At 49.6% G+C, this 13,342-nt stretch carries 9 protein-coding genes; 4 read left to right on the top strand and 5 right to left on the bottom strand.

The genetic code is table 11. The features are described from left to right. Positions 1–6 precede the first annotated feature (6 nt). Complete coding sequence (locus NFR90_RS02690) at positions 7–825, top strand: nitroreductase family protein (protein ID WP_251450481.1); 819 nt, start codon at positions 7–9, stop codon at positions 823–825. Positions 826–955: 130 nt separating this feature from the next. On the opposite strand, the gene NFR90_RS02685 is transcribed toward NFR90_RS02690, so the two are convergent. The 3 genes from NFR90_RS02685 to NFR90_RS02675 all read right to left on the bottom strand — a co-directional run bounded on the left by NFR90_RS02685 (position 956) and on the right by NFR90_RS02675 (position 4,872). Then, entirely contained in the window at positions 956–1,960 is a 1,005-nt protein-coding gene (locus NFR90_RS02685) for an asparaginase (RefSeq protein ID WP_251450472.1), read from the bottom strand. Between the two features lie 70 nt (positions 1,961–2,030). Continuing rightward, complete coding sequence (gene serS, locus NFR90_RS02680) at positions 2,031–3,332, bottom strand: serine--tRNA ligase (protein WP_160334474.1); 1,302 nt, start codon at positions 3,330–3,332, stop codon at positions 2,031–2,033. Between the two features lie 103 nt (positions 3,333–3,435). Then, on the bottom strand, positions 3,436–4,872 hold the full coding sequence (locus NFR90_RS02675; protein WP_251450463.1) for a replication-associated recombination protein A: 1,437 nt from the start codon (positions 4,870–4,872) through the stop codon (positions 3,436–3,438). Between the two features lie 418 nt (positions 4,873–5,290). Between NFR90_RS02675 and moaA the strand changes: the two genes are divergently transcribed. The 3 genes from moaA (at position 5,291) to NFR90_RS02660 (ending at position 8,451) form a co-directional block, all read left to right on the top strand. Then, positions 5,291–6,394 carry a GTP 3',8-cyclase MoaA gene (gene moaA, locus NFR90_RS02670; RefSeq protein WP_251450461.1) on the top strand — a complete coding sequence of 368 codons (1,104 nt, stop codon included), beginning with the start codon at positions 5,291–5,293 and terminating at the stop codon, positions 6,392–6,394. Positions 6,395–6,517: 123 nt separating this feature from the next. After that, positions 6,518–8,011: a sodium/proline symporter PutP gene (gene putP, locus NFR90_RS02665; protein WP_251450459.1), complete on the top strand. Its 1,494-nt coding sequence runs from the start codon at positions 6,518–6,520 to the stop codon at positions 8,009–8,011. A gap of 125 nt (positions 8,012–8,136) precedes the next feature. Then, positions 8,137–8,451 (top strand): DUF5666 domain-containing protein, encoded by a 315-nt coding sequence (locus NFR90_RS02660; RefSeq protein WP_251450457.1) that lies wholly within the window; start codon positions 8,137–8,139, stop codon positions 8,449–8,451. Between the two features lie 266 nt (positions 8,452–8,717). On the opposite strand, the gene NFR90_RS02655 is transcribed toward NFR90_RS02660, so the two are convergent. Together NFR90_RS02655 and NFR90_RS11645 are read right to left on the bottom strand one after the other, a co-directional pair. Beyond that, on the bottom strand, positions 8,718–12,764 hold the full coding sequence (locus tag NFR90_RS02655) for an autotransporter outer membrane beta-barrel domain-containing protein (protein WP_251450455.1): 4,047 nt from the start codon (positions 12,762–12,764) through the stop codon (positions 8,718–8,720). Further along, entirely contained in the window at positions 12,761–13,051 is a 291-nt protein-coding gene (locus tag NFR90_RS11645; RefSeq protein ID WP_353848290.1) for an ESPR domain-containing protein, read from the bottom strand. Before NFR90_RS11645 ends, NFR90_RS02655 begins: the two co-directional genes overlap by 4 nt. Positions 13,052–13,342 lie beyond the last annotated feature (291 nt).

Raw genomic sequence — 13,342 nt, 5'->3', positions numbered from 1 at the left:
CACACTATGTCTAATTTTATTCTTGACGAGACACGATGCACCGGCTGCGGCACCTGCACTTTTGTTTGTCCTAAGTCGCTTCTGGTCCTGGAAAACGGAAGACCGGTCATGCCGGAAGAAATAGCGCATAAGTGCAACAGCTGCGGACAATGCACCGCTTATTGCCCGGAAGACGCATGCCGACAGGCGCTTGATGCGGGCGAAACACTTCCTAGGGCGCCGAGAGCGGATGCTTCAACCTCCGCTAAAATGGATCTCTTCCTCAAAGCAAGACGCTCATACAGAATGTTTACCGCCCGTCCTGTTCCAAGAACCGTGACGGAAGGCATTCTTGATGCGGCTAACTATGCGCCCACGGGCGGCAACAACAGAAAGATCCGCTGGATTTTGACGGATTCTATCTTTAAGACCCGTATGCTGCGGGACATGATTACCGATTGGATGGACACCGAATGCAGAGTACATCCGGTACTTTCAAAGCGCTACGACATTGACTCGATTATCGCCAGACAGCGCAAAGGCAGAGACATTATTCTTCGCGGAGCGCCCTGCACCGCCTTTACCGTCGGACCTAAAAATATTGTTTGGGGCGGCGTGGATTCCGGAATCGCGATGACGTACTTCAATATGGCCGCTGAAGCCCGCGATATCGGCTGCTGTTTTGCCGGATACGCCGCTAACGCCGCGAAGTATTCTCCAAAAATCCGCGAATTCTTAGGAATTGGCGAAGACGAGGATTGTTACTGCGCCATAGTGTTCGGCTACAAGACCATCCATGCTCAGCGGATCCCCGCAAGACCGCCTATTAACTGCAGCTTCGTTTAAAACGTTTCAAGAGGACTGAATATTCAGTCCTCTTGCTCTATGCACGCCTGCCCGCAGTTCAATCAGAATCTCACTCTTTAAACTGAACCAAACGATTCAGCCTCGAGCATTCGCTAGCAGGGTTTTGAGATTAATAACGGTTAAAGGCTTCAATAATTTCTTCTCTGCCAAGGCCGGAAGCCAGACAGAGCTGAAGCAGAATTCTTGCTTTCTGAGGATTCAGAGTACCGCCATTAATCATGCCGGCCTCACTCCACTCGGGAGCGGAATCCACCACGGCGCCGCTTCCGGTTCTCGAAGAACGGATAACAATAACGCCCTTTTCGATGGCTTCGCGCAGCCCTTTCAGTGCGTTGACATGAACGGACCCGTTGCCCATACCGGCATAGACAATGCCTTTAGCGCCAGTCGCGGCCGAAGCTTCGATCAGTCGGGAATCTTCATTAGCATGCGCATAAATAATATCCGTCAGAGGCAGATCAGAGCCGTTTAAAAGCGCGGAAGTAAACTGAGTCTGAGTGGTATGCGGTTTTACGGAAGCTTTATAAAAATCGACGATTCCGCCTGTCACAAAACCCAGCGCTCCGAGTCTCGGAGAAGCAAACGTCGAGCAGTTTGTCGTATTGGTTTTTGTCACATCGCGTGCGCCGTGAATCTCATCATTGAGCACAACTAACACTCCCTTGCCGACCGATTTTTCTGAGCAGGCAGTGCGCACCGCGTTCAGAAGATTCATCGGACCGTCAGCGGAAATCGAGGTTGCAGGTCGCATGGAGCCTACAATCACAATCGGCTTATCAGACTTCAGAATGAGATTTAAAAGGAAAGCGGTTTCTTCGAGCGTGTCGGTTCCGTGTGTAATGACAACACCGTCAATCTCGGGATCTGCGAGCTGCTCTTCAGTTTCGCGGACCAGCTTGGTCCAAATATGATCCGTCATATCTTCAGAACCGATATTTGCGACCTGGACCGCTGTAATCTCAGCGACATCGGAAAGTCCCGGTACAGAATCCAAAATATCCTGAACTGACGCGCTGCCGGGTTTATAACCCACTGTCTGGGAGGCGGAAGAAGCTTTGCCGGCGATTGTGCCGCCGGTTGCCAAAATTGCGATACGAGGGAGTGCTGCGGACATTTTTTTCTCTCAGTAAAAATAAAGCGCTGAACTCTTGAAAGAAATCTCAGCGCTTCGTTAATCAGATTAATTATTTAGCAGTAACCGGCGTCAGCTTTTCAAGGCCGCCCATATAAGGACGAAGCACTTCAGGAACAGTAACTGTACCGTCGGCGTTCTGATAGTTTTCAAGAACCGCGACGAGTGTTCTGCCGACCGCAAGACCGGAGCCGTTCAGCGTGTGAACGTATTCAGTCTTGCCCTGAGCATTCTTAAAGCGAGTCTGCATACGGCGAGCCTGGAAAGCTTCGCAGTTGGAGACCGAGCTGATTTCGCGGTAGGTGTTCTGAGCAGGCAGCCAAACTTCAAGGTCATAAGTCTTGGCAGAACCAAAGCCCATATCGCCTGTGCAGAGTGTGATCACGCGATACGGCAGGCCGAGCTTCTGCAGAATGCCTTCGGCGCAGACAACCATTTCTTCAAGATGCTTGTAGCTGTCTTCGGGCTTAACGATACGCACCATTTCGACTTTCTCGAACTGATGCTGACGGATCATACCGCGCGTATCTTTGCCGTAAGAGCCGGCTTCAGAACGGAAGCAGGGAGTCTGAGCAGTAATCTTGATCGGCAGATCGCTTTCTTTAAGCATCTGACCGCGAACGGAGTTGGTCAGAGTCACTTCGGAGGTCGGGATCAGATAGAAAATTTCGCCCTCGCCTTCCTGACCGCCTTTCTTAGCGGCAAAAAGGTCTTCTTCAAACTTCGGCAGCTGGCCTGTGCCGATCAGTGTTTCCTGATTGGCGATATAAGGCGTATAGCATTCTGTATAGCCGTTTTCTGTTGTGTGTGTATCAAGCATGAACTGAGCGAGCGCACGATGCAGACGGGCAACCTGACCCTTCATGAAAACGAAGCGAGTACCGGCAAGCTTGGCGCCGACATCAAAGTCCATACCTAAAGGCGCACCGACGTCCACGTGATCTTTGATTTCAAAATCAAATTCTCTCGGAGTGCCCCAGCGGCGAACTTCGACGTTTTCTGTTTCGTCTTTTCCAACGGGAACAGAAGGATCGGGCAGATTCGGGATCGTTAAGAGAAGATCGGTCAGAGCTTTTTTCACGTCAGCGGTACGTTTTTCGAGTTCGCCGAGACGAGAGGCGATATCGGCGCCCTGCTTCATCAATTCGGCAGCATCTTCACCGGCTTTTTTAGCGGCGCCAATCTTTTTAGCGACCTGATTGCGCATTGACTGAAGTTCTTCTGTTTCAGTCTGAATCGCTTTACGTTCGGTTTCCAGAGCTTCGTACTGTTCTGTCGGGAATTTGAACTTACGAGTTGCCAGACGTTCAACAACTTCCGGCAGATTTTTTCTTAAAAGGTTCTGATCAAGCATTTAATTTCTCTTACTTAATTTTTTCAAAGCGAATTTCTTGATTGTACGCCATGGCGCATTAGGAATGATCTATTCCTGCGTTGAAAGTTCGGAAAACCCGCAGTTAATCCTCTTTTTCGCTCGCATGACGCGTGCCGACTTTCTTACCGGGCGGCATTTGACCGCGCCGAGCCTCGGCATTGAGCGCGCGAAGGCTTTCAAGTTTGTCTCGAATCTTGATTTCCATTCCGCGGTCCGCGGGTTCATAAACCCGATATTCCCGGATTTCATCCGGAAAATATTTCACGCCTGCCGCAAAGGATCCCGGCTCGTCCGGAGGATAGCGATACCCCGCTCCGCTGCCGATATCTTTCATCAGCTTGGTCGGCGCGTTTCTGATATGCATCGGAACGGGTCTCGTTCCGTCCTTTTTTACAAAGGCGCGCATTTTATTAAATGCCTGATAGACACTGATGGACTTAGGAGCTACGGAAAGGTAAACCACCGCGTTGGCAAGTGCGAGCTCTCCTTCGGGTGAGCCCAGGCGTTCATAAATATCGACCGCATTCGTTGTCACTTCCATTGCTCTTGGATCAGCAAGTCCGATATCCTCGACAGCCATCCGCATGAGACGACGCGCGATATAAAGCGGGTCCACTCCGCCATCGAGCATGCGGCACATCCAATAGAGCGCCGCGTCCGGGTCTGATCCCCGCATCGATTTATGAAGCGCGGAAATCGTGTCATAGAAATTATCTCCGCCCTTATCAAAACGCCGAATGGTTGCCGGGAGTGCCTTGCGGACAAATTTATCATCGAGCACTGTGACACCGCGGTCAAGCGCCATAGTCGCGGAGACTTCCAAAGCGTTCAGGAATCGGCGCGCGTCGCCGTCGGCGAGCCCCGTCAGAATCTTCTTTGCCTCATCGGTAACAGTCAGCGTCGGATACTCACGCTTGAGCGCCCGATCAAGCAGCTCCAGCAGATCGTCTTCCTTTAATGATTCGAGCACATAAACCGAAGAGCGGGATAAAAGCGCGGAAATGACCTCAAAACTGGGATTTTCGGTTGTCGCGCCGATAAAGGTAAACAGACCGCTCTCAACATGCGGCAGAAACGCGTCCTGCTGACTTTTAGAAAAGCGATGCACTTCATCGACGAACACGACGGTCGAGCGTCCGGTTTTCTGACGATTTTCTGTGGCCTTTTCCACAGCGTCACGGATATCCTTGACGCCTCCGAGCACTGCGGAGATTGAAATAAAGGGCAAATCAAATGCGTTTGCCATAAGCCTTGCGAGCGTTGTCTTACCAACGCCCGGAGGTCCCCACAGAATCATGGAGTGCGGGTGCGCATTCTCAAAGGCGCTGCGCAGCGGCTGTCCCGGACCGAGTAAATGCTTCTGTCCGACAACTTCGTCAATGGTCTGCGGCCTGAGCCTTTCAGCTAAAGGCGAAGCCTTATCGGCCGCTTGTTTAACACGCCCGGACGAAGCGCTCTTTGAAGCCTTGTTCGGCTCCTCTGCGCTGTCGGGCGTAAGTGCAAAAAGATCTTGTTCCATTGTTTAAGATTACCAAAAGTTGCGCCTGTGTTTATGCAATATATTCCAAAGAAACAAGAAATAACGACTTTATCTGCGGCACAGTGGTTCCGATAATTTTGTGGTCTTTTGCGCATAGTTTACAGTCAGACCGAAACGGCTTTGGTTCGCAAATAACAGGCTAACACCTTGATTTCAATGTCACAGCGAGTTTGTGGTCTTTTGCACACAATAAACGGTTCGGATCATGCTCGCTTCTCCCTGAACACTTATCTTCTGCGACGCTTATTTAGAGAGACGATAAAGTGTGGTCTTTTTCACATACTTGAATCTCGAACGCCTGAATGCAATGTGGTTTAATAGAGATTAATGCGGATACCGTAATGACTCAAAACCTTCCTAGGTATATGATTAGCGTTCACAAAAAATACAGGCACGAATGAGCAGAAAAGTTATACCGATCAAATACGTCACCAAAACGATTCCCCTGGCCGGAGAAGTTCACCGGGAGGGAGCGCACTGGGTAGATACCCGCGGCAGACCGCTGCGGGATATTCGTATTTCCGTGACCGATCGATGCAACTTCCGCTGCCGCTACTGTATGCCCAAGGAAAAGTTTGAAAAAGAACATTTATTCCTTGCACACACAGAAATTCTCTCTTTTGAAGAAATCATTCGCCTTGCTCGAATCGCTGTTGAAAACGGCGTCGAAAAGATTCGTCTTACGGGCGGAGAGCCGCTTCTGCGCAAAGGTATTGAAAATCTGATCACCGAACTCGGCAAACTTAAAACCTGGAACGGCAAACCCTTGGACGTCGCCCTGACAACGAACGGTTCTGCGCTTCAGGCAAAAGCAAAGGCGCTTGCCGCGGCCGGTCTAAAGCGGCTTACCGTATCGCTTGACGCCATGGATCCGGAAATTTACAAGCAGCTCAACGATGTGGATTTCCCGATCGAGCGAACGCTCGCAGGCATCGAGGCAGCTCAAAAGGCCGGCATTTCGTCTGTGAAAATCAACGTTGTCGTTAAACGCGGAACGAACGAAAAAGAGCTGATTAAGATCGCCGAACATTTCCGCGGTACTGGAGTCATTGTCCGCTACATTGAATACATGGATGTGGGCGCAACCAACGGCTGGCGAATGGACGATGTGATTCCTTCACGACAAATTGTTGAAGAGATCAACAGCCGCTACCCGATCGAACCCGTTGATCCTAATTATCCGGGAGAAGTCGCGACCCGCTGGCGCTATAAAGACGGTATGGGAGAAATCGGATTTATTTCTTCTGTGAGCGAACCGTTTTGCAGGGAATGTTCAAGAATCCGTCTTTCCGTTGACGGCAAGCTTTATAAATGTCTCTTTGCCACAGAAGGTTTTGACATTCGGCAGATGCTTCGAGGAGGTGCCTCCGACGAAGAAATTGAGGACGCTATCGGCAGAATTTGGAGTGCCAGGGACGACCACTACTCTGAAATACGAACTGCTGAAACTTCCGCCGAACGAGCGAAACACAAAATCGAAATGTCCTATATCGGCGGATAACAGCCCCAAAGGTTCGCAAAAAACGCGAACCTTTTTGATTAAGTGTCTTTAATCGCGTAAAAGGCAGTGATCGTTCGTTATCATATTTTTAAATACAGACCTCTAACCTTATTCAAAGAAGATATGTTTACTCCTGTTTCCATCACCTTTTTTTCTTATTTGGTGATCATGGTAATCGTCGGTCTTGTTGCATGGCGGTTCACAAAAAATTTCAATGATTACATTCTCGGCGGAAGAAAACTCGGCGCTCTGGTAACCGCCCTATCCGTCGGCGCTTCCGATATGAGCGGCTGGCTCCTTATGGGACTTCCGGGCGCGGTTTTCTTATCCGGTATCTGCGAATCCTGGATCGCTATCGGCTTGGCGCTCGGCACGCTTGCCAACTGGCTGATTGTCGCAGCCCCGCTTCGCGTCTATACCGAGACCGCCCATAACGCTTTGACGCTTCCCGATTATTTCTCGCATCGCTTTGAAGACAATTCGAGAATGCTCCGGGTGATTTCCGCCTTCGTTATTCTTCTCTTCTTTGCGATTTACTCCGCCTCCGGCATGGTCGCAAGCGCAAGACTCTTTGAGCTTGTATTTAACATGCCCTATGAAACGGCTCTGGTCTTCGGAACAATTGCTACTTTGGCCTATGTCTTCTTAGGCGGTTTCCTCGCGGTCAGCTGGACAGACACCATTCAGGCGACCATGATGTGTCTTGCCCTGATTATTGCGCCGATCGCTGTTATGGCTGACTTAGGCGGTTTTTCCGCGACCATTGATCAGGTTCGCGCGATTGATCCGAATCACTTGAACATGCTTCAGGGACAGACTTTCATCGGTGTGATCTCACTTCTTGCGTGGGGTCTGGGTTACTTCGGCCAGCCGCATATTCTGGTTCGTTTTATGGCCGCTAAGAACGCCGCTTTGATGCCGAGAGCCTGCCGCATCAGCATGATTTGGCTCATCTTCTCGCTCACCGGTGCCGTCGCGGCAGGTTTCTTCGGAGCCGCCTTCTTCTCCGCGCATCCGGACCTTGGCAAAGCGGTTGCTGAGAATCATGAACGCGTGTTCATGGTCCTTTCCACAACCCTCTTTAATCCCTGGATCGGCGGCGTACTGCTTTCTGCGATTCTTGCAGCCGTTATGAGTACGCTTTCCTGTCAGCTCCTCGTCTGCTCTTCCGTCCTTACCGAAGACTTCTACCGTGTATTTATCCGTCCTAACGCCAATCAGCGCGAATTAGTCTGGATCGGACGACTGACGGTTATCGCGGTGAGCTGTGTCGCTATCGTGATCGCTATGGATCCGAACAACCTCGTTCTGTCTCTGGTGAGCTACGCCTGGGGCGGCTTTGGTGCTGCGTTCGGTCCGATCATTATCCTTTCTCTGCTTTGGAAAGGCTGCACAAGAAACGGTGCCCTTGCCGGTATTATTGTTGGCGCGCTTACCGTTCTGGTCTGGCACCAGGGCGCATGGTGGGGCCTCTACGAGATCATCCCAGGCTTCGTTCTTTCGTTCCTTACGATCATCGTGGTCAGCCTTCTTGATCCGAACAAACCGTCTACATCTATGCTTGCGACATTCCACACTGTTCAGCGCAAGCTTGATGACATAAAGAAACAAGTTTAATTTCAATAAATTAATTTCTAAATGCGGCCTTTACGGCCGCATTTTTTGTACCTAATTTAGACGTGTTATTCGTCGTTACCCCATTAAGAACCTACACTGAACTCAACTTTTGGAGGTGAATAACCATGAAATTAACTAAGACAGTTTTTACCGCCGCCATCGCTCTTATGGCCGCCGGAACAGTTTATGCGCACGGTCATGACGGCTTCTACGGCCGAGTTGAGCAGATGCCTGCAACCGGTTCTGCGGAACAGACATGGGTCATCGGCGGAAAGACCTTTACGGCTGATCAGCGCACGCACATTGACAGCAGACGCGGTACAGAAATTAAAGTCGGTACTTGTGTAAAAGTTGACGGTGATATCGACCGTGAAGGCAACTTCTTCGTGTCTGAAATTGAACAAAAGCGTGACAGCCGCTGCACGGCTCTGACTAAGTAATCACTGCGGCGAACGCCGTACAAACATCTCGGAAGTTTTTCCGACGCGCCGTATTAGGCGCTAAAAGAATCAATGCCCGCTCTGCGGCACTATCTGCAGAACGGGCATTCTTTTTGTCTTTAAATCCATAACTTGATCATAACTTTCCGCGCACTCTTCTGCGCTTAAAACAAAGCTTCGACGTGTCTCTTCTTCAGAAACAATTTGGGCCTTAACCGCAGATTTCCGCAGTTAAGGCCCTTTTTCCAACTAACTAGGAGACATCATTAGAAGGAATAACGGTAACCTGCCTGAAGTGCCTGATCGACACGACCGTGGTTAGCTCCGCCAATACCGTAATTCAGCGTGAAGGAATGAGCGCCCTTAGTGGCGTTCACACCAATCTTCGCAGAATACATCGCATTGTCAGCGATTCTTGTGTCAAGCGTATCGCTGGCTAAGCCGGCCGCATAACCAACCTTGTTGTTAACCTTGCGATCACCAAACGCCGGAGCGATTGTGAGATCAATGAACGGTTTAACCTCTGCGCCGCAGGGCGCTTTGAGGTTCGCATTAAACGCAACACCGAACGGTACCTGAACAAGATTTGTCTTCTTGTTGCTGAACTTGAAGACGCCAAGTTTGACATCATCAATATCAGTATGCAGATAACGAACTCCAACATGAGGCGTTACCGTAATCGACGGATTCAGTTCAAGAGACTTCTCTGCTCTAACCGCGGCTGTGAAGCTGTTGCCGTGAACTTTCTGCTTGGAGCTCAGAGAAGAAGAGATCTTGTTTTCTGTGCGCAGATAACCGATTGAACCGATGATGTTGGCATATTCTGTTGCCCATGTACCGTAGAGGTTCACACCTTGATAGTTAACAGAGTTCTTGACGCCGGAGCCAAGATTCTGGCCGCGCAGAGAACCTGTACCGATACTGAGCGCAACACCGGCGGCAGCGCCGTTGCCAAATGCGTAATCCACACCGACTGTCGCACCGGCTAAGTCACTCTTATAACCGTAGGAGGCAGAGCCAACTTCGTAAGAAGAAGCCTTGCTGAAGGAGCTGTTGAGATCAATCCACAGATCGGCACCGGATTTATCATGTGCGTAAGCAGCCAGCAGAGAACCATGCTGTTCAACTGAATCAATGATCATGGAACCGGCGTTCAGCGCAACAATCTGGGCTCCGGAAGCCGCACCGGCCGCAGCTGCGCGATTGAGTTCGCGGGAAGCGCCTTCGCTGCCTAAGTTGGAGATCAGATCACGGATCGTATCCGAATATGCACCGCCGCTAATCAAGGCTTCACGCATGACATTCGGCGCGATTAATTCAGGCATCTGGCCGATCGGATCATAGGAAGCGATAATGACACCGTCCTGAACCGCAAAGTCAAACCAAAGTCCGGAATCCTTAAAGAGCAGATGGTTGTTCTGATACACATCTTCCAAACCGATAACATTGTCGGCAAGCTTGAGCTGCAGATCGCCGCCTTCGGTCACTTCAGAAAGGTCAACATACAGGTAGCTGCCTTCTTCGAACTTCAGATCTGTACCGGAAATCAAGACCGACTTGCCTAATGCAGAGTCGTTGTCAGCCGTTACACCAAGGAAGCCGTTTTCTGCGATAACCATCGAGCCGGGTGCCGCTTCCGGAATCTCGTTTAAAGAACCGTCAACAACGAAACTGCCGCCGTTTAAATTAATCGGCTTGGCAATATAAGCGGCAGCGGTGATACCGTCTTCCGCAAACTTAAGGTTGTTGGCTGACAGAGTGTTTGCAATCAGGTTTTCGTCAGAAGAACCGATGATCAGCTGAGAGTTCTGACCCACAACGGTTTGAGAGTCAGCGCCGAATTCAACTTCGTTTGCCAGCGTCAGGCTGGGTTTAGCAGACCAGTCCGGATCAATGAACAGAATCCCCATCTGCTTGAGTGTAGATGCCAGAAGCATGCCGAATCCGCTCTTATTCTGCGGCGAACCAATTGTGAACTGAGCGTTCTTACCGATCACTACATCAGAGATGTTTACCTGCGCATTGTCATCGATCGTGACATGTGCATTCGCATCTGCTGTCAGACTGCCGGTGATGTGGAAGTTCGTCAGCTCTTTGCCTGTGGCGCCTTTGATGCTTAAAACGGCATCAGTCTGGGCAACGACGCTGCCGGTAAGCGTAGAGTCTTCTGTAAGTTCCGAGCCGCCAAGCTGCAGCTGCCCTTCACTCTTAATCACCAATTCGATGGTAGGCTTAAGGGAAGTAATGAGACTTCCACCCGCACCGGTAATTGTGAAATTCTTATCTTTTCCGGCGTCGATTTCGAGTGTTTGTCCGTTGCCCATGTCAACGTTGCCTACCACAGCATAGCTGCCGCTGATTTGATTGCCTGTGATAGTGATGCTGCTGTTCCAGGTTAAGGTACTCGAAGGCAGGTTCGGGTTGGTCAGATCACCGATGTTGCCGGCGGTCAGATCAACCATTTTACCGGTCATGGTAATAGTTTCCGGACGAGTGTATGTTGCCATCGCACTCTTCAGATATTCCATCGTGAACACCGGATCTGTAAGAACAAGAACCGATCCTGTGGGAGCAAAGTTAATCCGTCCGTCAAGACCGGAGACAAGACCGCCGACCGTTGCCTGGCTTTCGCCTGCGGCTTTAAGGAAAACCTGGTCACTGGTCGTTGTGAGCTGGCCGTCGATCATGAGCGCGTTACCGCCATCGGGATTGATTCTTCCGAGGTCATCCAAAGCGATGTCGCCTTTAACGGTAACACTACCGCCGTAGCCGATGTCCAGATTTCCGTTGGGAATATCAATGGAACCGATAAGTTCCACTGTTCCGCTATCGCCAATATAGATTGCATCACTGTCAACGCCAACGGAATTCAGTGTTACTTTAGCGCCTTCCTGACCAATGCTGACATGCGCTCCTGTATCAAGTGCAAGGCCAACAGCCCATGCTGCTTCTTCCGGAGCTTTGGCGGAAATATTAATAACCGGAGCTCTTAAGGTGACACTGCCGCCCTGAACTGCAACACCCGCTGCCATAGCTTCTTCGCCATTACCTTGGGATTCAGCGGAAATATTCATTTCACTGCCGCTGGCGTAGACATTTCCGGTACTGCCGTCAACATTGATACCGTAAGCACCGGCAGTTTGAGACACGGCAGAAAGGTTCAGAGAACCAGCCGTGAGACCGGCATTGTCATTGAGATCAATAGCTGCCGCATTACTCTTAGCAACAGCATTCGATGAAAGATTGCCTTTAACAACAAGGAATGCGCCTGATCCAGGGTCTCCAAGCGGAGTTGTCGGATGTGTTCCGTCTAAGAAATCATTGTCCAGAGCAATGCCCCTGGCGTTTCTCCCTGAGCTATTTGCAGAGACAGTCAGGTCAGAGTTGAAAGTTATCAAACCGCCGTGGTCATTAGGTCTCGTTGAAATATTGGAAGGTTGTCCGTTGAGAACACATACGCCGCGTGCCCCTTGTTCTGCGGAGACATCCACAATTACTGACTTATTAAATACAAATTCTGATGTAGCCGGGGACATTCCATTCGATAAGTAGGAATTTCTGATACCTTCGCTAGCATAATCCTGATTACTTCCGCCTCTTACTGTTATAGAAGTCGGCGCATTAACTGTTACAGCAGCGTTGTCACTAACTTTAAAGGCAACCGGTTTGAAATTACTGGTGACCGAAACGTCCAAGCGGGATGCATTGATCGTGAGACTGCTGTCTTCTCCTGTAACCTGAATTCCGCGAGCGTAGGCTGTTTCTTCCGTACCGTTGTTAACAACATTGATGGACACAGCAGCGTCATTATTGCCGATAACCGCGGAACCTCCTGTTATGTTAATAGCGTTGGCTTCCGGAGCAGTCTTTTCAATCGTCAGATCGATTGCAATATTCTTTGCGTTTTCTGTTCCAAGAGAAAGACTATGGAGATTTATTTGATTAGAGCGAAGGTAAACAGCATTTATCCTGTTTTCATTTTCGCCTCTCACATACGTGGAAACTTTAATATCCGGAGCCTGAATGGAAAGCGTAGAGCCTTGGCCACCGCCATACCCGTCAACCAGAATTCCATATGATTTGCCTACATTCGCTCTTGTAGAAATCAAAATCGATTCAGAGGCGTTCATGTTAATTGAAGAGCCCCAATTTGACTCAACTCCGCGCCCTCCGCCATTCATAAAGATGGAAATCTGCTTCGCATCCATATTAATCTGTGCACCTGGACCTTCGCCCCCTGCCGCAACAATCGCCTTAGTATGGGAAATCGGTGCTGTAAGGTTCATGTCAACGATGTCAGCATTAACATTCACGACCGAACCGCTCTCCGCAATAATGCCGATAATCGGCTCGTCACCACCGGTACCTTCAATATAGTCAGGGCCGGCTGATTAACCGTGACAGTTTGACCTGACTGCGCGTAAATGGAAGCATCATACGTTGCTGCATGCGAAACCGAAAAAAGTCCGCACGCTACGGCAATCGCCAACTTGGACAGAGAAGATCTCAGACCGGACTTTCCACGAGATCTGGAAACTTCACTCACCGGAGTCCATGTCGAAGTGACAGGATTAAATACGACTTTATAGGTTTTATTCATAGTCTTCCTTGGAAGTAAAAGGGAATCATCTTTGTAAGAAAAGATTTCCACCATATTACACTGATTATCGACTTCCTCCAAAGAAAATACGTAACTCTTGGACTGAATATGAATAAATTTCAAATTTATTTAATTTTAAAACAATAAGTTACCCAATGAATATTAAATCCACCCCTCCTTATTGTGATTTACGCAATTTTCATAGAGTTAAAGAACACTAAACTTACAAAACACCCCGTCTTAATCCAATAAGCTCGGAAATATAGTTAAACAGTTTTTAAAAAGATGGTA

The sequence above is a fragment of the Parasutterella muris genome (assembly GCF_943193095.1).
Taxonomy (GTDB): domain Bacteria; phylum Pseudomonadota; class Gammaproteobacteria; order Burkholderiales; family Burkholderiaceae_F; genus Parasutterella; species Parasutterella muris.
Note: the sequence above shows the minus strand (reverse complement) of the source record. Positions and strands in the feature narration are given on the sequence as shown.

Excerpts from the sequence above, each read along its gene's own strand:
- NFR90_RS02675 (WP_251450463.1), bottom strand. The coding sequence starts at position 4,872 with ATGGAACAAGATCTTTTTGCACTTACGCCCGACAGCGCAGAGGAGCCG.
- putP (WP_251450459.1), top strand. The coding sequence starts at position 6,518 with ATGTTTACTCCTGTTTCCATCACCTTTTTTTCTTATTTGGTGATCATG.
- NFR90_RS02685 (WP_251450472.1), bottom strand. The coding sequence starts at position 1,960 with ATGTCCGCAGCACTCCCTCGTATCGCAATTTTGGCAACCGGCGGCACA.
- NFR90_RS11645 (WP_353848290.1), bottom strand. The coding sequence starts at position 13,051 with ATGAATAAAACCTATAAAGTCGTATTTAATCCTGTCACTTCGACATGG.
- serS (WP_160334474.1), bottom strand. The coding sequence starts at position 3,332 with ATGCTTGATCAGAACCTTTTAAGAAAAAATCTGCCGGAAGTTGTTGAA.
- NFR90_RS02690 (WP_251450481.1), top strand. The coding sequence starts at position 7 with ATGTCTAATTTTATTCTTGACGAGACACGATGCACCGGCTGCGGCACC.
- moaA (WP_251450461.1), top strand. The coding sequence starts at position 5,291 with ATGAGCAGAAAAGTTATACCGATCAAATACGTCACCAAAACGATTCCC.
- NFR90_RS02660 (WP_251450457.1), top strand. The coding sequence starts at position 8,137 with ATGAAATTAACTAAGACAGTTTTTACCGCCGCCATCGCTCTTATGGCC.